Source organism: Micromonospora sp. Utrum1 (assembly GCF_057197805.1).
Window position 1 is genome coordinate 1,991,431 of the sequence record NZ_CM170071.1, and the last position, 18,176, is coordinate 2,009,606.

Annotated in this window: 14 protein-coding genes; 8 read left to right on the top strand and 6 right to left on the bottom strand. The window is 73.1% G+C overall.

Translation table 11 applies throughout. The annotated features are described in order from the left end of the window. Positions 1 to 18 precede the first annotated feature (18 nt). Genes AC0OLQ_RS09735 through AC0OLQ_RS09745 form a run of 3 tightly spaced genes read right to left on the bottom strand, consistent with a single transcriptional unit; the run spans position 19 to position 5,400 of the window. A complete protein-coding gene (locus AC0OLQ_RS09735; protein ID WP_484531045.1) occupies positions 19 to 2,493 on the bottom strand; it encodes an AAA family ATPase in 2,475 nt (824 codons plus the stop codon). Then, complete coding sequence (locus tag AC0OLQ_RS09740) at positions 2,493 to 3,641, bottom strand: exonuclease SbcCD subunit D (RefSeq protein ID WP_484531046.1); 1,149 nt, start codon at positions 3,639 to 3,641, stop codon at positions 2,493 to 2,495. Before AC0OLQ_RS09740 ends, AC0OLQ_RS09735 begins: the two co-directional genes overlap by 1 nt. Before the next feature lie 10 nt (positions 3,642 to 3,651). Further along, positions 3,652 to 5,400, bottom strand: a complete 1,749-nt coding sequence (locus AC0OLQ_RS09745; RefSeq protein ID WP_357344936.1) for an ATP-binding protein — start codon at positions 5,398 to 5,400, stop codon at positions 3,652 to 3,654. A gap of 264 nt (positions 5,401 to 5,664) precedes the next feature. Here AC0OLQ_RS09745 and AC0OLQ_RS09750 point away from each other — a divergent pair, with 264 nt between their 5' ends. Then, on the top strand, positions 5,665 to 7,272 hold the full coding sequence (locus AC0OLQ_RS09750) for a lipase family protein (RefSeq protein ID WP_484532310.1): 1,608 nt from the start codon (positions 5,665 to 5,667) through the stop codon (positions 7,270 to 7,272). 15 nt (positions 7,273 to 7,287) lie between these two features. Here the strand turns inward: AC0OLQ_RS09750 and AC0OLQ_RS09755 are convergent, their stop codons facing one another. Next, positions 7,288 to 7,695, bottom strand: a complete 408-nt coding sequence (locus AC0OLQ_RS09755; RefSeq protein ID WP_484531047.1) for a DUF7144 family membrane protein — start codon at positions 7,693 to 7,695, stop codon at positions 7,288 to 7,290. Between the two features lie 341 nt (positions 7,696 to 8,036). Between AC0OLQ_RS09755 and AC0OLQ_RS09760 the strand changes: the two genes are divergently transcribed. Beyond that, a complete protein-coding gene (locus AC0OLQ_RS09760; RefSeq protein ID WP_484531048.1) occupies positions 8,037 to 9,572 on the top strand; it encodes a M4 family metallopeptidase in 1,536 nt (511 codons plus the stop codon). A 124-nt stretch (positions 9,573 to 9,696) separates the two neighbouring features. Here AC0OLQ_RS09760 and AC0OLQ_RS09765 read toward each other — a convergent pair whose 3' ends face one another. Beyond that, a complete protein-coding gene (locus AC0OLQ_RS09765; RefSeq protein ID WP_357344928.1) occupies positions 9,697 to 10,530 on the bottom strand; it encodes an alpha/beta fold hydrolase in 834 nt (277 codons plus the stop codon). A 73-nt stretch (positions 10,531 to 10,603) separates the two neighbouring features. Here AC0OLQ_RS09765 and AC0OLQ_RS09770 point away from each other — a divergent pair, with 73 nt between their 5' ends. Further along, a complete protein-coding gene (locus tag AC0OLQ_RS09770) occupies positions 10,604 to 11,644 on the top strand; it encodes a sigma-70 family RNA polymerase sigma factor (RefSeq protein ID WP_484531049.1) in 1,041 nt (346 codons plus the stop codon). 21 nt (positions 11,645 to 11,665) lie between these two features. Here AC0OLQ_RS09770 and AC0OLQ_RS09775 read toward each other — a convergent pair whose 3' ends face one another. Next, a complete protein-coding gene (locus AC0OLQ_RS09775) occupies positions 11,666 to 12,451 on the bottom strand; it encodes a pyrimidine reductase family protein (protein WP_484531050.1) in 786 nt (261 codons plus the stop codon). A gap of 150 nt (positions 12,452 to 12,601) precedes the next feature. Here AC0OLQ_RS09775 and AC0OLQ_RS09780 point away from each other — a divergent pair, with 150 nt between their 5' ends. From AC0OLQ_RS09780 to AC0OLQ_RS09800, 5 genes are all read left to right on the top strand, one after another. Then, on the top strand, positions 12,602 to 13,147 hold the full coding sequence (locus AC0OLQ_RS09780) for a plasmid pRiA4b ORF-3 family protein (protein WP_357344922.1): 546 nt from the start codon (positions 12,602 to 12,604) through the stop codon (positions 13,145 to 13,147). Between the two features lie 247 nt (positions 13,148 to 13,394). Next, positions 13,395 to 14,705: an extracellular solute-binding protein gene (locus AC0OLQ_RS09785; RefSeq protein ID WP_357344920.1), complete on the top strand. Its 1,311-nt coding sequence runs from the start codon at positions 13,395 to 13,397 to the stop codon at positions 14,703 to 14,705. Positions 14,706 to 14,834: 129 nt separating this feature from the next. After that, entirely contained in the window at positions 14,835 to 15,818 is a 984-nt protein-coding gene (locus AC0OLQ_RS09790; protein ID WP_484531051.1) for a carbohydrate ABC transporter permease, read from the top strand. 41 nt (positions 15,819 to 15,859) lie between these two features. Further along, positions 15,860 to 16,717: a carbohydrate ABC transporter permease gene (locus AC0OLQ_RS09795; RefSeq protein ID WP_484532311.1), complete on the top strand. Its 858-nt coding sequence runs from the start codon at positions 15,860 to 15,862 to the stop codon at positions 16,715 to 16,717. Next, entirely contained in the window at positions 16,714 to 18,147 is a 1,434-nt protein-coding gene (locus tag AC0OLQ_RS09800; protein ID WP_484531052.1) for a GH1 family beta-glucosidase, read from the top strand. Before AC0OLQ_RS09795 ends, AC0OLQ_RS09800 begins: the two co-directional genes overlap by 4 nt. Positions 18,148 to 18,176: the final 29 nt, after the last annotated feature.

The window sequence follows — 18,176 nt, forward strand, 5'->3', positions numbered from 1 at the left end:
GGGCCGCCCTTCTCGCGCTCACAGGCCGGTTCGTTCCACGCGGGCGGTGCGGGCGTCCTTGCGGACCTCGAAGCGGACCGGGATCCGCTCGGCGAGCGCCGGCACGTGGGTGACCACGCCGACCATCCGGTCACCCCGGGCCGCCAGGTTCTCCAGGGTGGCCGCGACCGTGTCGAGGGTGGCCGCGTCCAGCGTGCCGAAGCCCTCGTCGAGGACGATCGACTCCAGGCTGGCCGCGCTGGTGGACATCCCGGCGAGCTGCTCGGAGAGCGCCAGCGCCAGGGCCAGCGACGCCTGGAACGTCTCCCCGCCGGACAGGGTGCGCACGCCGCGCCGCAGCCCGGCGTCGTGGTGGTCGACCACGAAGAACTCGCCCTTGTCGTGCACCAGGTCGTACTGGCCGCCGGAGAGCTCGCGCAGGATCCGCGAGGCGCCGTCGACCAGCAGGTCCAGGGCCTCGGCCAGCAGCCAGCGCTCGAAGTTGTTGGCCCGCAGGTGCCCGGCGAGGGCGCGCGCCACCCGCGCCTCCCGCTCGTGGCCGGCCCGCTGCTCGCGCAGCTCGGCGGCCTGCTCGCGGCGTTCCTCCAGCCGGCGCAGCTCCGCCTCGGCCCGCTCGACCGCCACGGCGGCGTCGCGCTGCGGGTCCTCCGGCGCGGCCAGCCCGGCCGCGTCGAAGAGCCCGCCGATCCGCTCCGCCACCCCGCCCGCCGCGGCCTCGGCGGTGTCGACGGCGGCGGCCAGCCCGGCCCGGTCGGCGCGCCGCCGCCCGGCCTGCTCGCCGGCCCAGTCGGCGAGGGCCGTCCAGGCGGCGGCCACGTCGTCGCGGTCGGCGGCCGGCGGGCCGAACCGGGCCAGCCCGTCCCGGGCGGTGTCGAAGTCGCGCCAGGCCCGGCGCAGGCGCTCCTGCGCCCCGTCGAGGCCGGCGCGGGCCCGGCGGGCGGCGTCCCGGCCGGCGCGCACCGCGCCCGCCGCCTCCTCCAGCGCGCGGCGCAGCCGGGCGTGCTCGGCCAGGGACGCGCGCAGCGCCTCCGGCGGGACGGCGTCGGCGAGCTGTGCGTCCAGCTCGGCCAGCCGGGCCCGGACCTGGTCGTGCTCGGCCCGGGCGCGCAGCAGCACCCGGTCCAGCTCGCGGGCGGCCGCGTCGCGCTCCTGCACCACCCGCTTGGCGGCCTCGCTGGCCGTCCGGGCCGCCTTGCCGGCAGCGAGCGCCCGGGGCACCGCCGACCCCTTCGGCACCGCCGGCACCCGGGGGACGGGCTGCTCGCAGACCGGGCAGGGGGCGCCGTCGACCAGGTGCGCCCGCAGCGCCACGGCCTGGTCGGTGGCCTTCGCCTCCTCGTGCGCCCGGAACGCCGCCTCCAGCTCGGCCTCGGCCCGCTCGGCGTGGGCCCGGGCCGCGGCGAGGGCCCCGGCCGCCGCGTCGTGCTCGGCCTCCGCCGCGTCCACCACAGCGCGGACCGCCCCCGCCTCGCCGGTCAGTTTCTCCCGGTCGGCGTACGCCCTGAGCTGGAGGCGCAGCGCGCTCTCGTCGCCGGCCGCGGCCAGCTCGCCGCGCAGCTTCTCCTCGCGCTCCTCGGCCAGGCCGACGGCGGTGACCGCCTCGTCGGCGGCGGTGCGCGCGGCCGCCACGGCCCGGGCCAGCTCGGCGATCCCGTCCGGTGGCCGTACCCCGGCCAGCACGGTCAGCTCGCCGTCGAGCGCGGCGAGGGCCGCCGCCTGCTCGCGCGCCGTCGCCCGCGCCCGCTCCAGCTCCGGTACGGCCGCCGCGACCGCCCCGGCCAGCCCGCGCATCCGGTCGGCCCGCTCGCGGGCGGCGGCCAGGCTCTGCTCGTCGATGTCGGCGAGGCCGCCGAGCATCTTGTCGACCGTCTCCAGCTTCGCCTCGGCCTGCCCGGCGCGCTCGGTGGCCTTCTTCTGCACCTCCTCGTAGACGCCCAGCCCGAGGAGGTTGACCAGGATCTGCTGCCGGGTGGCCGGCTTGGCGTGCAGGAAGTCGGCGAACTGCCCCTGGGGCAGCACCACGCAGCTGGTGAACTGCTCGTAGGGCAGGCCGACCGCGTCGAGCACCGCCTGCTCCATCTCGGCCGGGGTGCCGGCCACCACCTCGCCCAGGTCCTCGGGGCTGAGCCCGGTGTCGAGCTTGGTGATGTCGAACCCGGGCGGCATGAGCTGGAGCCCGGCGTTGGCGGTCTTCACCGTGCCCCGGCCGTCGCGGCGGACCACCCGGGTGGCCACGTACCGGTCGCCGGCGGACTCGAAGACCAGCCGCACCCGCGCCTCGGTGGCCGACGGGGCGAGGGCGTTGGCCAGGCCCCGGGTGCCACCCCAGCGGGGCACCGTGCCGTAGAGGGCGAAGCAGATCGCGTCGAGCACCGTCGACTTGCCCGAACCGGTCGGCCCGACCAGCGCGAAGAAGTCGGCGTCGGTGAAGTCGACGGTGGTCTCCTCGCGGAAGACGGTGAAGCCCGCCATGTCCAGCCGCATCGGCCGCATCAGTGATCGACCTCCTCGAGCAGCTCGTCGAAGAGCTCCTGGACGCCGTCGTCGGCGTGGCCCCGGCTGCCCAGGTAATCGGCGAACAGCTCGCGCGGCGAGCGGCCGGCCCGCTGGGCGGTGCGGGTGCCGCTGCCCGGTGCGGGCACCAGCTCCGGGTCGATCCGGATCTCGAGGGCGCGGGGGAGCAGTTCCTGCACCTCCTCGCGCAGCCCGGCGCGGGGCTGCTCGCGGACGTAGACGCGCAGCCAGCCCTCGGGCGCCTCGATCTCGGCGAGCTGGGCCAGGGTGCCCCGGACCGTACGCAGCGGGACGGCCCCGGGCACCGGCACCTCCCGGATCTGCGCCGCGGTCGTCGCGGTCACCTCGACGATCGTCACCGAGCCGATGTTCTCCTGCTCGCCGAAGTCGACGGCGAGCGGGCTGCCGCTGTAGCGGATCGGGCAGGGGCCGATCACCCGCTGGGAGCGGTGCAGGTGGCCCAGCGCCACGTAGTGCGCGTTGCCCGGGAAGACGGTGGCCGGCACGGCGTAGCCGAGCACCGTGTGCGCGTCGCGCTCGCCGCCGCCGGTGCTCGCCCCGACCACGGTGAGGTGGGCGGTCACCAGGTGCACCCGGCCCGGCTCGCCGAACCCCTCGGCCAGCCGGGCGAGGACCCGCCCGAGATGGTCGGCGTAGGTCTGGTTGGCCTCGGCGGGGGTCAGCTCGTACATCTCCACGGCTCGCACGGCGTAGCGCTGGGAGAGGAAGGGCAGCGCGGCGACCTGCCAGCGCTCCCCGTCGCGGGTGGCGCCGTCGATGACGTGCTCGGCCGGGTTGTCCCGGACGCTGCCGCGCAGCGTGATGCCGGCGGCCTCGGCCCAGGGGCGCAGCGCGTCGAGCGCCGCGCCGTTGTCGTGGTTGCCGCCGATCGCCACCACGTCGGCCCCGGTGCGGCGCAGCGCGGTCAGCGCCCGGGTGACCAGCCGGGTCGCCTCCGGGGTGGGCGCGGCGGTGTCGTAGAGGTCGCCGGCCACGATCACCAGGTCGGGCCGCTCGACACGGGCGATCTCGATCACCTGGGCGAGCACCTGCTTGTGCTCCTCGGCCCGGGACTGCCCCTTGAGGACCTTGCCGACGTGCCAGTCGGAGGTGTGCAGGATCTTCATGGTCAGCCCTCTAGAACGGGATGTCGTCGTCGGCGGTGCCCGAGCCGACCACCGCGAACGGGTCGGCCGCCTGGGTGATCGAGCGCAGCGTCTCCGAGGGCGCCCGGCCGGCCTCGGAGACCCGGGTGGCCCAGGCGGGGAAGGGGAACTCCAGGCAGAGCGGGACCGGGATGTCGGGCTGGTTGACGAACATGGTGCCCGGCTTGGCCAGCAGGGCCCGCTGACGCTGGGCGGGCGGGAGGAAGCCGTATTCCGGGCGGGACGCCTCGGCCGGGTCGAGCCGGCCGACCACCCGGACCGCCGAGTTGGTGACGATCCGCCGCTCCACCTCGCTGGCGGTCTGCTGGGCGCCGACCAGGATCACCCCGAGCGAGCGGCCCCGCTCGGCGATGTCGAGCAGCACCTCCTTGATCGGGGAGGAGCCCTCCCGGGGGGCGTACTTGTTGAGCTCGTCGAGGACGACGAAGAGCAGCGGCTTGGCGGTGCCGGCCTTCTCCTTGCGCTCGAACTCGCTCTTGAGCGTCACGCCGACCACGAAGCGCTGCGCGCGGTCCGGCAGGTTGTGCAGGTCGACCACGGTGACCTGGGCGGACTCGGCGGTGTTGATGGAGTGCGGGCGGCGGGTGGCCAGGTCGCCCCGGATCAGCCGGCCCAGGTCCTTCTTGCTGCCGATGAGCCGGCGGGCGAACGCGTTGACCGTGCCCAGGCCGACCGCGCTGCCCGCCCAGTCGCTCCGGGTCTCGTCGTCGTTGAGCTGCTCGACGACGTGGTCGACCAGGTCGGCGTAGGAGCCCAGCCGGACCCCGTCGATGCTCACCCCGCCGTCGGCGGGCTGGGCGTATCGGGCCAGGTGGGCGGCGACCGAGTGCACGACCATCGTGTACTGCTGCCGCTCGTCGTCGGCGTCGGCGAAGACGTAGGGCAGCAGGCGGTCGGCGCAGAACTCGCTCAGCGTCCAGTAGAAGCTGTCCACCCCGGTGAGCCGGCTGCTCACGTCGGGCGTGCCGGAGGAGTCGCCGACCCGGGGCGGGGCGTAGACCCGGACGTCGGGGAAGGCGCCCGCGTCGAGCCCGAGCTTGGCGTAGCCGGCCCGGGTGGCGTCGTCGAGCCGGGTGTTGGGGTGGTCGAGGAAGAGCAGGTCCTCACCCTTGACGTTGAAGATCAGCGCCTTGGCGTTGACCGCGTCGCCGCCGAGCACGCCGGAGCGGAAGACCGAGTAGAGCAGGAAGGTGGCGAAGCTGGTCTTGGTGGCCACGCCGGAGATGCCGGAGATGGAGACGTGCGCGCCCCGGGTGCCGTCGAGGAAGTCGGCGTTGAGGTAGACCGGGACGCCGTCGCGGCCCATGCCCATGGGGATGCGCCGCTCCATCCGGTCGAAGTGCAGCGCCCGGGCCCGGGCGTCGCCCTCGGCCCGGTGCACCACGGCCCCGGGGGTGGGCGGCACGTAGAACTCCGGGTCGACCCGGGTGGTGGTGATCTCGGCGGCCTCCTGCACCTGGGCCGGCAGGGTGCCGTCGGCGATGGCGAACACGTCGGAGTCGAACTGCGCCCCCTCGTGCCGGGCGCGCACCTGGGTGACCACGCCGGCGATGGTGACCGGCTCCCGGTCGGGCAGCTCGCGGCGGGTCACCACGACGTCGTCGAGCTGGAGGTAGCTGCCGGGGGCGACCGCGGTCCAGAAGGTGAGCGGGGTGGCGTCGGCGGTGCCGAGCACGCGGCCGACCCCGTCGCCGGGGCCGTCGAGCAGGTCGTCGGTCATCGGCGGTCTCCGGTCGGCTGGTCGTCCCGTTCGCGGCGCACGTCGTGCATCCTGCCCGAGGGATGCGACAGGTTGCCACGCGACGCGGCGGACGACACCCCGCCGGTCCGCCGACCCTGCGCAGCGGGACCGCCCGCTGACTCTCCGTACGCCCCGGTCGGCCATTCCGGCACCGCCGGGCCGGCTCCCGGGAGATCCTGCAAGGGCCCGAGGACGGAAGGTACTGAAGGAGCCGCGGTGGAGGCACTCCGGAGCCGGACGGCGATGCTGCTGGTGCTCGCCGTGCTGCCGCCGGTGGTGCAGGAGGCGGTGCTGGTCGGCATCGGCTTCCACGGCGCCCGAGGGCTGGCGCCCCAGGTGACCGCGGTGTGGCCGTACGACTCGTACCACGACCTGCGATGGCTGCTGGTCTACCACGACTCCTGGTGGAACTTCCTGCTCGGGCTGGTGGCGCTCACCGTCTTCCGTGGCCTGCTCAGCGCCGGGCTGACCGCGCTGGCCTGGCCCGCGGGGCCGGCGCGTCCCGCGTTCGGCTGGCTGGTCCGGCGGAACCTGGAGGTGGCCGCCCTCGCTCTGGTGATCATCTCGCCCTGGGCCGCCATCTCGGTGGCCTTCTCGGCGGTCGCGCTCTCCCTCTACCTGTTCGCCTCGCTCGCCCCGATGCTGGTGCTCGCCCCGTTCCTCCAGCGCGCCGGAGTGGTCCGGCACTGGTGGCGGGGCCTGCCGACGGTCGAGTTGCTCGGCTGGTCGGTGCTGAACTTCGTGGTGCTCACCGTGGCGGGCGCGGTCATCTCCAGCACGCCGGGATGGTGGGGCGTCCCCCTGGCCGCACTGGCCGGCCTGATCAACGGCCTCCTCTGGCAGCGGACCGTGGCGGCGGCCGTGCTGCCCGCCCGGATCCGCCTGGCCCGGATCCCGGTCGCGCCGGTGGCGATCATCCTCACCATGGCCGCCGCGGTCGGGTCGCAGTCGCTCGTCGCCGTCGCGGTGGGCCCGCCGAGGGAGTGGCTGCCCCCGGTGGTCACCGAGCGGCTGCCCGACCGGGTGCCGCACGCGGTCATCGCCATCGCCGGGCACGACTCGCAATGGAGCGGCGTGCTGCCGACGGACCCCCGGGTGGAGCGTTTCTCCTACGCGGGCCTCGACCGGCAGGGTCGGCCGCTGCCCTACGGGCCCGAGGCGACCCACCGCTCCCTGGACTCCAGCGCGGTGCTGCTCGCCGCGCAGATCGACGAGCTACACCGCCGGACCGGGCGGCCGATCGCGTTGCTCGGGTTCAGCGAGGGGGCCATGGTGGCGCGGACCTACCTGGACAAGTGGGCGCAGCCGCTGCCGGTGGAGGCGGTGCTGCTGTTCAGCCCGCTCATCCAGCCCGGCCGGGCCTACTACCCGCCGCCGGGGTATTCCGGGTGGGGCGTGGCGGCCGGCTGGGAACTGCGCGGGATCTTCTGGTTCGCCAACCTGGGCCGGCGGGTCAAGAGCCATCCGGACGAGCCGTTCGTGCGGTCGGTGCTGGTCAACGCGCCCTTCTACCGCAACCGCACGCTCTGCCCGGTGGCCGGGGTCCGCATGATCGCCTTCCTGCCGACGGTCAGCGCGGCCGAGGCGCCGCCCGGCGAGTACAGCCGGATTCCGGTCTTCCAGATGCCCGCCCTGCATGGCGGGCTGATCGGCCAGCGGATCGCCGAGGAACGGGTGGTCGACTTCCTGGCCGGCGGCCGGGTCGACGAGCCACGCCGGGAGTACCGCCTGCTCCAGCGGCTGGGCGCCGCGTGGCAGGCCCCGCCGCTCGCCCTGACGGTCAATCCGGTGTGGGCGGCCGGCCGGGAGGGCGACCCGGCCTTCTCCGCGCGGATCTGCGAGCCGCGCTGACCGGAGGCGCCGGCCTCACCCTCCGCCGGTCGTGCGGCGGTGGCGGAGCAGCAGCCGGATCGCCGCGACGTCGACGGCGGCCACCAGGACCGCCAGGATCGGCGCGTACGGCAGCATGAGCAGCTCCACGGCGATCGCCAGTGCGGCACAGCAGATCGCGACGGTGGCCGCGCCGCCCCGGCCGGTGAGCGCCACCAGGCCGGCGAGCGCGACCGCGGTGCCGGTCGTCAGGTGCAGCCAGATCCAGCCGGTGACGTCGACGGGGTAGAGCCCGCCGTCGGCCAGCACCATGAACGCCCCGGATCGGAGCATGCCGTACGCGGCCAGCACGTCGGCCAGGCCGGTGGCGACCAGCAGCCCACCGGCGAGCAGCGGGCGACCGGTCCGCTCCGGCGCCGTCCCGGTCGCCTGCGCAGAACGCATTCCCCGAGGTTACGGCGCTGACGGCGGGCCGGTTCGCGAGTCGGCCGGACCGATCCGTCGGACCATGGCGCCCGGCGCCGGGGGCGCCCTCGCCGCGCCGGGTGGTGAACGGGACGCGAAAAGTCTGGAAAAAATCTTGGCCGCAGGTCGTGACAGACAAGGGTCGGGTGCGGCAAGAATGTGCAACAACGCATCGAGGATCTTTCCTCCATCGATCCCTGGTGCGTAGCCGCTGCCGTGTGACCTGCACAGACGCGGCCGATCCGGCGTGCCCTCCCACGGCGGGTCACCCGTCGGTCGGAACCCCCCAGACCGGCAGTCCTAGTGAAGGTAGGAACTTCATGCGTCGTACCACTCTCCTCGGTGGGCTGGCCACGGCGGCGCTGCTCGCCGCCGCCGGCGCGCTGCCCACCACGGCCTCCGCCGCCCCCGTCTCCGGTGACGCGTTCACCCGGGCGGTCGCCCAGCTCAAGGCCCACTCGGGCAGCGCGCTGGTCGCCGACGGCCAGAGCTTCACGCTCAAGAACGTGCAGACCGACGCCGACGGCACCGAGCACGTCCGGCTCAACCGCTACTCCGACGGCCTGCCGGTGCTGGGCGGCGACACCGTGGTCCACCTCGGCAAGGGCAACACCTGGAAGGGCGCCAGCCAGAGCCTCGCGGCCGCGCCGACCCGGGGCGCCAAGGCCCGGGTCAGCGCCGCGACCGCCGGCCGGGTCGCGCTCGCCGCCTCCACCGCCGCCACCCGCCGGGTCGACGGCAGCCAGCTCGTCCACGACGCCGACGCCACCGGCACCACCCTGGCCTACGAGGTCGTGGTGGGCGGCGCGTACGCCGACGGCACCCCCAGCGAGCTGCACGTGCTGGTGGACGCCACCACCGGCAAGGTGCGCGACTCCTGGGAGGGCGTGCAGAGCGAGGGCACGGGCAACACCTTCCACTCCGGCACCGTGACCGTGGGCAGCACCCTCTCCGGCAGCACCTACCAGCTCGCCGACGCCACCCGGGGCGGTCACAAGACGTACGACCTCAACGGCGGCACCAGCGGCACCGGCACCCTGGTCACCAGCGCCTCGAACGTGTTCGGTGACGGCACCCTGGCCAACCGGCAGACCGCTGCGGCCGACGCCGCGTACGGCGCGCAGAAGACCTGGGACTACTACAAGACCGTGCACGGCCGCAACGGCATCCGCAACGACGGGGTCGGCGCGTACAGCCGGGTGCACTACAGCAGCAACTACGCCAACGCGTTCTGGAACGACTCCTGCTTCTGCATGACCTACGGCGACGGTGGCTCCGGCTGGTACCCGCTGACCTCGCTGGACGTGGCCGGTCACGAGATGACCCACGGCGTCACCAGCAACACGGCCGGCCTGCGCTACAGCGGTGAGTCGGGCGGTCTCAACGAGGCCACCAGCGACATCTTCGGCACCCTCGTCGAGTTCTCCGCCGCCAACAGCAACGACCCGGGCGACTACCTGATCGGCGAGAAGGTGCGCAGCAGCGGTCCGCTGCGCTACATGGACAAGCCCTCCAAGGACGGCTCCTCCGCCGACTGCTGGACCAGCTCGGTGGGCCGGCTCAACGTGCACTACTCGTCCGGCGTCGCGAACCACTTCTTCTACCTGCTCGCCGTGGGCAGCGGCTCGTCGACGTACGGCAACAGCCCGACCTGCAACGGCAGCACCGTGACCGGCATCGGCAACGCCAAGGCCGGTGCCATCTGGTACCGCGCGCTCACCCGCTACATGACCTCGCGGACCAACTACGCCGGCGCCCGCACCGCCAGCCTGTCGGCCGCCGCCGACCTGTACGGCACCAGCAGCGCCGAGTACAACACGGTGGCCGCCGCCTGGTCGGCCGTGAGCGTCAACTGATCGCCCGCCCCGGCGTCGGCGGCCTCCTCCGCCGTCGACGCCGGGCAGCCGCGCTCCCGACGGCGGGCGCGGGTACGCCACCCCGGCGTCCCGCGCCCGCCGCCGTCATGCCGGGGAGTGCGCCTCAGCCGTCGGCGAGCACCTCGCGCAGCCGGGCGGCGAAGGCCGGCGGGTTCTCGGCGAAGCCGATGTGCCCGCCCGGGAACATCGTCGGCGACGTGCCCAGCTCCGCGGCGAGCGCCCGCGAGGTGCGGTCGCAGACCTCACCGGTCGACCGCTCGCCGAGGCCGACGACGACCCGGGTCGGGCCGTCGCGCAGGGCGGCGACGTCGGGCCGGAACCGGGTCGTGCCGCGGATCATGTGCAGGTACTGGAAGTGCTCGTCGGCGGCCGCCTGCGGGTCCGGCTCGCCGCCGAACATGCCCAGGACCATCTCCTCGGGCAGGTGGATGTTGGCGTTGGCGAGGAACTTGCGCCCGGCGCCGAGCCGGTCGCCGGCGCGGTAGGTGGCGATCATGTCGTCCTCGCGGGCCAGCAGTTCCTCCCGGTCCGGCAGCAGGCCGAGCAGCGGCGGTTCGTGCGCGACGATCGTGTGCACCTGCGCGGGACGGGCCTGGGCCAGGGCGAGGACGGTCACCGCGCCGCCGCTGGACCCGAGCACGGCCGCCGGACCCGCGTCGACGTGGGCGAGGAGCCGGGCGAGGTCCTCGGCGCGCAGCTCGGGCGTCGAGTCGCGGTGCGGGTCGTGCAGGACGCTGCGCCGGATCCCGCGCGGGTCGGTGGTCAACACGGTGTGCTCCGCGGCCAGGAGGTCGGCCAGCGGCGCGAAGGCGTCGGCGTCCATCGGGGCGGCGACCAGGGCCACGAGCGGGCCCTGCCCGCGCACCTCGTAGTACAGCCGCCCGTCGGGCACCTCCAGGGTGCCGGCGGTGACGGGCGCGGTGGACATGCTGCTCATCGGGTCCTCCAGATTCGTGCCTGGGCGAGCCGTACACCTTCCAGACCCCGGTGGTGGGGCAGAATCGTCGGTTGTGAGCGTCATTTCGTCGACCGCCACCGGAGCTCCGGACCCGGCCCCGGTCGACGAGGTCGCCTTCACCGCGCTGGTCGCGCCGCTGCGCCGGGAACTGCACGCCCACTGCTACCGGATGCTCGGCTCGGTCCACGACGCCGACGACGCCCTCCAGGACGCGCTGCTGCGGGCGTGGCGCGGACTGCCGGCCTTCGCGGGACGCGGCTCACTGCGCTCGTGGCTGTACACCGTGGCGACCCGGGTGTGCCTCGACGCCATCGCCGGTCGCGCCCGGCGGGCCCTCCCGGTCGACCTCGGCCCGGCCAGCGACCGCGCCGTACCGGACAGCCGCCCGGACCACGAGGTCTCCTGGCTCGGCCCCTACCCGGACACCGGCCTCGCGGCCGGTCCCGTCCCGCCGGGCGCGCGGTACGAGCAGCGCGAGGCGGTCGAGCTGGCCTTCGTGGCCGCGGTGCAGCACCTGCCGGGCAACCAGCGGGCCGCCCTGCTGCTCTTCGACGTCCTCGGCTACTCCGCCGCCGAGATCGCGGCGATGCTGGGCACCTCGGCCAGCGCGGTGAACTCGGCGCTCGCGCGAGCCCGCCGGGTGCTCGCCGAGCGGGCTCCCGCCGCCTCCCAGCAGCGCACCCTGCGGATGCTGGACGACGTCCGGCTGCGGGAGGTCGTCACCGGCTACACCACCGCCCTGGCGAACGGTGACGCCGACGCCCTGGTCGCCCTGCTCGCCGAGGACGTCACCTGGTCCATGCCACCGATGCCGCACTGGTACCGGGGCATCGCGACGGTGCTGGACTTCGCCCGGTCGGCGCCGCTCGGCCCCTGCGGCGCCTGGCGGCACCTGCCCACCGGCGCGAACGGCCAGCCCGCCGTCGCGGGCTACCTGCGCGCGGGCGCGACCGGCCCGTACCTGCCGTGGTCGGTCGACGTGCTGACGCTGCGGAACGACCGGATCGCCCGGATCACCTCGTTCGTGGGCGCGGCGCACTTCGCGGCGTTCGGGCTGCCGGACTCGTTGCCGTCGGACCCGCCGGGTCGCTGATCGTGTGACGGGCGCCGGCGGTCAGGCGGCGGGAGCGGCGCCGGCGGGCGGCGCGCCACCCGGGTCGCGGGCGTAACGCAACATCAGCACCCCGTCGGCGGCGGCCAGCACGTGGCGCAGCGGCAGGTGCCGGGGCGCGCTGCCGTCCCCGGCCGTGATCCGGCCCGGGCCGGCCCCGGCGAGCAGCGGCGCGACGGTCAGGCACAGCTCGTCCACCAGGTCGGCGGCGGTGAGCGCGCCGAAGAGGTGCGGCCCGCCCTCGCAGAGCAGTTGGCCCAGCCCCCGCCGGCGCAGCTCGGCCAGGCCGGCGGCCAGGTCGACCCGCTCCGCGCCGCAGCGGACGAGATCGGCCACCTCGGTGAGCCCCGGCGGCGGTTCGGCGGTCGCGCCGGTGAGCACCAGCGGCCGGACCGGCGCGTCGGCGAAGCACGCCTGGGCCGGGTCGAGGTCCAGCGAGCCGGAGACCACCACCAGGGTCGGATATTCGGCCAGGCCCCGCTCGCGGCGCCAGGCCCGGCGCGCGTCGCCGAGCCGGACCGCCCGGTAGCCCTCGTGGCGCAGCGTGCCGGCGGCCACCACCAGGCCGTCGCAGAGCATCCGCAGCAGGCCGAAGACCCGTTTGTCCGGCTCCCCGGAGAGCCCGGCGGAGTAGCCGTCCAGGGTGACCGCGCCGTCGGCGCTCGCCACGAAGTTCACCCGCAGGTGGGGGTGCGGGGCGCGGCCGTAGAGCGCGGCGAGTTCCGGGTCGGTCAGCGGCCCGGTGACGGGCGCCGGCCAGATCCGTTCGATCGGGGTTCCGACGCTCATTCGCCGGCCGGACCGGTGACCGGAGGGGTGGGTTCGGGGGTACGGTGCTGGCAGTCGCACCACTTCCGGCCTGGACAGTCGTCGTGCCGCCGCTCCCGGCACGCTCGGCAGATCATGTAGGCAGCCTATGCCGAGGAAGGATGGGACAGCATGTCGCGTCAGATCTTCCAGCTGAAGGTCTCCCTCGCCGGGGTCCGGCCGCCGGTGTGGCGGCGGGTGCTGGTCCCCGGCGGCTACACCCTGGACCGGCTGCATCGGGTGGTCCAGCACGCGATGGGCTGGCGGGACTGCCACCTGCACTCGTTCGACATCGACGGACGCCAGTACGGCGTACCCGATCCGGACGGCGAGCTGGCGCTGCGGGACGAGTTGGACGTCCGGCTGGACGCGGTGGTGGGCAAGGGCGACCGGTTCCGCTACACCTACGACTTCGGCGACTGGTGGGAGCACGACCTGGTCGTCGAGGACGTCTGCGCGGCCGACCCGGACGAGCGCTACCCGGTCTGCGTCGAGGGGGAGCGTGCCTGCCCGCCGGAGGACGTCGGCGGCCCCGCCGGGTACGCCGTACTGCTGGCCGCGCTGGCCGACCCCGGGCACGCCGAGCACCGGATGATGCGGGAGTGGGCCGGCCCGGGCTTCGAGCCGGACTCCTTCGCCGCCGACCGGGCCACCACTCTGCTGCGCCGCTTCTGCTGACCGCGCTCCCCGGAGGGCTCCGGGGATCGACGCGGTAACGATCTGGGAACGCTCCCAACGGTCTATTGACACCCCTGACACCTGGCGGCAATCTCATGGGAGCGCTCCCGGATGACGTGTGTCTCAAGCCACATCGCTCGTCGCGGCGGCGCCCCAGAACCAAAGCCTCACCACGTGACCTGCCGGCCGACGGGCCGGCGCGGGTCAGAAACCACCACACGGATTACCCACCTGAGAGGGGTCAGGGATGAGCGTCATGAGGCGCCGGCTCCGCACAGTTGCGGCCGTCGTGCTCGCCGCGGGCGTTGCTCTCGGCAGCGCAGCGTGCAGCAAGAAGAACGACGAGGGGTCGACCGGCGAGGGCGGCCAGGTCAAGCTGGTCCTGCAGACCTTCCAGAACTTCGGCTACGACCAGGCCATCAAGGACTTCGAGGCGGCGCACCCGAACATCAAGGTCGAGCACCAGAAGATGGGCGAGCTGCGCGACTTCCAGCCGAAGCTGGTGCAGTGGCTCGCCGCCGGCAGCGGTGCCGGCGACGTGGTCGGACTGGAGGAGGGCGTCCTGCTCGGGTACGTCCAGAACCCCGACAAGTTCGCCAACCTGCTCGACCTGGGCGCCGGTGAGGTTAAGGCCAACTTCCCCGAGTGGAAGTGGAACAACGCCCTGACGCCCGACGGCAAGAAGCTGATCGGGCTCGGCACCGACGTCGGTGGCCTGGCCATGTGCTACCGCAAGGACCTGTTCCAGCAGGCCGGTCTGCCCACCGACCGGGACGAGGTCTCGAAGCGGATGACCACCTGGCAGGACTACATCGCGCTGGGCAAGGAGTTCAAGGCCAGCGGCAAGGTCAAGGCCGCCTGGCTGGACAGCGCGACCAGCCTGATGCAGCCGTACGTCATGCAGAACTCGGAGACCTTCTTCTTCGACAAGGACAACAAGTTCATCGGCGACACCAACCCGGTGATCAAGCAGACCTGGGACATGGGCCTGTCGATGGCCAAGGACGGGCTGACCGCCAAGACGCAGCGGTGGAGCGCCGACTGGGACGGGGCTTTCAAGAACTCCGCGTTCGCCACGCTCCCCTGCCCGGCCTGGATGACCGAGGGCGTCATCGCCCCGAAGTCCGGCCCGGCGAACTCCGGCAAGTGGGACATCGCCAACATCCCCGGCGGCGGCGGCAACTGGGGTGGTTCCTACCTGGCCGTCCCGGCGCAGACCAAGCACCCGAAGGAGGCGTACGAGCTGGCCAAGTACCTGACCAGCAAGGAGGGCCACCTGGCGGCGTTCAAGGAGGCGGGCGCGATGCCGTCCGACATCGCCGGCCTCGACGACCCGGCGTTCAAGGACAAGACGAGCGAGTACTTCAGCGGTGCGCCCACCGGCAAGATCTTCGGTGAGAGCGTCAAGAACATGAAGCCCGTCTTCCTCGGCGCCAAGCACCAGCAGGTCTGGGAGACCATCTTCGAGCCGCAGATGCAGGCGGCCGAGCGTGGCCGGCTCAGTTCGGATGCCGCCTGGAAGAAGGCGGTGGACGAGGCCAAGAAGGCGACCAGCTGAGTCGCCGGTGACCGGCCGAGCCCACGGGGATCCGCTGCCCGTGGGCTCGGCGGCGGCGCCCACACCCGCCCGAGGGTGTGGGCGCTGCGGCGAGGTCGCCGCCGTCCCACCTCCCCGGAAGGACCTGCAATGAGTTCTACTGTCGGCGCGGCGCCACCGTCGCGCGCCGCCTCGCCGCCCCCGCCCGCCCCGCTGCACCGGCGCCGGTCGTACCGGCTCGGCCGCTGGGACCTCAAGTACTCCCCGTACCTGTATGTGACCCCGTTCTTCGTCCTCTTCGGGGTCTTCGGCCTCTTCCCGGTCCTCTACACGGTCTACGTCTCGCTCTTCGACTACGAGCTGTTGAGCGGGACCAAGGAGTTCGCCGGACTGGAGAACTACCGCCTGCTGATGCAGGACGCCCAGTTCTGGAACGCGGCCTACAACACCCTCGGCATCTTCCTGCTCAGCACGGTGCCGCAGCTCATCGTGGCGCTGATGCTCGCCAACCTGCTGAACCGGCAGATGAAGGCCCGCACGCTGCTGCGGATGGGTGTGGTCATCCCCAACATCACGTCGGTGGCCGCGGTCGGCATCATCTTCGCGCTGATCTTCGCGGACCGGTACGGCCTCATCAACTGGTTGCTCGGCACGGTGGGATTCGACCCCATCGCCTGGCGGGACAACCGCTTCGCCTCCTGGTTCGCCATCGCCTTCATGGTCGACTGGCGGTGGACCGGCTACAACGCGCTGATCTACCTCGGTGCCATGCAGGCCATCCCGAAGGACCTGTACGAGTCGGCGTCGCTGGACGGCGCCTCGACCTGGCGGCAGTTCTGGACGATCACCGTTCCGCTGATCCGGCCGACCATCCTGTTCACGGTCATCATCTCCACCATCGGTGGTTTCCAGATCTTCACCGAGCCCCTGATGTACGGCAACGGGCTGGTCCGCGGCGGCGTCGACCACCAGTTCCAGACCCTGGCCATGTACATCTACGAGAAGACCTTCACCGGGAACTCCGAGTACGGGTACGGCGCCGCGATGTCCTGGTTGCTGTTCATGATGATCATCATCTTCGCGCTGATCAACTTCGTGTTGGTGCGCCGGTCGGTGAAGGGGGACAAGAAGTGACCACCACGCAGACCCTGCCCCGCTCGGTCACCCCGCCTCCGGTGCCGTCCCGCCGCCGCGGTCGGGTGCCCGGCGCCCAGCTCTGGCAGGCCAGTCCGCTGACCTACCTCGCGCTGATCCTCGGCGGCGTACTGTCGATCTTCCCGATCATCTGGTCGTTCATCATCGCCTCGCGGGACAACAGTGCGGTCTACGAGATGCCGCCGATCCCCGGCGACCAGCTGTTCACCAACGTCGACCGGATGCTCGCCAACGAGGACGCCGCGTTCGTCTACGGTCTGGTCAACTCGGCCGTCGTGTCGACCGTCGTCACCATCTCGGTGATCTTCTTCTCCAGCCTGGCCGGCTTCGCCTTCGCCAAGCTCAAGTTCCGGGGCAGCAACGCGCTGCTGCTGATCATCATCATGACCATGATGGTGCCGACCCAACTCGGTGTCATCCCGCTCTACCTGATGATGGTGGAACTCGGCTGGACGGGCACCCTGCAGGCGGTCATCGTGCCGTTCCTGGTGCAGGGCTTCGGCGTGTTCATGATGCGCCAGTACGCGATGTCCGCGATCAGCGACGAGCTGATCGAGGCAGCCCGGCTCGACGGCTGCTCCACCTGGCGGATCTACTGGAACGTCGTGCTGCCCGCGCTGCGGCCGGCCGCGGCGGTGCTCGGCCTGCTGACCTTCATGCAGACCTGGAACGAGTTCCTCTGGCCGTTCATCGTGCTCACCCCGGACACCCCGACGGTGCAGTACTCCCTGAAGATCCTCTCGTCCGGGCTGTACCAGACGGATTACGTGGCACTCTTCGCTGGCACCGCGCTGGCGACCCTGCCACTGTTGATCGTGTTCATCATCTTCGGCCGCCAGATCATCGGCGGAATCATGGAAGGCGCCGTCAAGTCGTGAGCAACCCAGCCAGCCCGCCCGCCGTCGGCGTCCTCGACCAGGGCGCGGCCCTGACCTTCCCGCCCGGCTTCCTCTGGGGCGCGGCGACCGCCGCCTACCAGATCGAGGGCGCGGCGACCGAGGGCGGCCGCACCCCGTCGATCTGGGACACCTTCAGCCACACCGAGGGGCGGACGGTGGCCGGGCACACCGGTGACGTGGCCTGCGACCACTACCACCGGATGCCCGACGACGTGCCGCTGATGGCCGACCTGGGGCTGCGGTCCTACCGCTTCTCCGTCTCCTGGCCGCGGGTGCAGCCCGGCGGCGCCGGGGCGGTCAACGAGGAGGGGATGGACTTCTACCGGCGCCTCGTGGACGAGCTGCTGGGTCACGGCATCGAGCCCTGGCTGACCCTCTACCACTGGGACCTGCCCCAGTCGCTGGAGGACGCGGGCGGCTGGCCGGCCCGGGACACGGCCGCCCGGTTCGCCGACTACGCCCAGCTGGTCGCCGACGCCCTCGGCGACCGGGTGAAGTACTTCACCACCTTCAACGAGCCGTGGTGCTCGGCCTTCCTCGGCTACGGCTCCGGCGTGCACGCGCCGGGCCGCTCGGACGGGGCGGACGCGGTCCGGGCCGGGCACCACCTCATGCTCGGGCACGGACTGGCCGTGCAGGCGCTGCGGGCGTCCCGCCCGGAGGCGCAACTCGGCATCACGGTCAACCTCTACCCGGTCACCCCGGCCACCGACTCGCCGGCGGACGCCGACGCCGCCCGCCGCATCGACGCGCTGGCCAACCGGTTCTTCCTCGACCCGGTGCTGCGCGGGACGTACCCGGCGGACCTGACCGCCGACCTGCGCAAGCTCACCGACTTCGGGCACGTCCGGGACGGTGACCTGGCGGTCATCTCGACCCCGCTGGACATGGTGGGGGTCAACTACTACAGCCGGTACGTGGTGGCCGCGCCGGTGGAGAGCGCCCCGGCGGAAGAGTACTGGCGGGCGCCTTCGTGCTGGCCGGGCAGCGAGGACGTGCGGTTCGTCACCCGGGGCGTCCCGGTGACCGACATGGGCTGGGAGATCGACGCCCCGGGCCTGGTGGAGACGCTGGAGCGGGTCCACCGGGACTACACGGACCTGCCGCTCTACGTGACCGAGAACGGCTCCGCGTTCGTGGACGCGGTGGTCGACGGCCGGGTCGACGACCAGGACCGGCTGGCCTACTTCGACGCGCACCTGCGCGCCGCGCACGCCGCGATCAGCGCCGGCGTGCCGCTCAAGGGCTATTTCGCCTGGTCGCTGATGGACAACTTCGAGTGGGCGTGGGGCTACACGAAGCGTTTCGGCATGGTGTATGTCGACTACGACAGCCAGGCCCGGATCCCGAAGTCCAGCGCCACGTGGTACGCCGATGTGATCCGACGCAACGGCCTGGCCGCACAATAGGCTGGGCCAGCCAGTAACGGGCGGCCCGG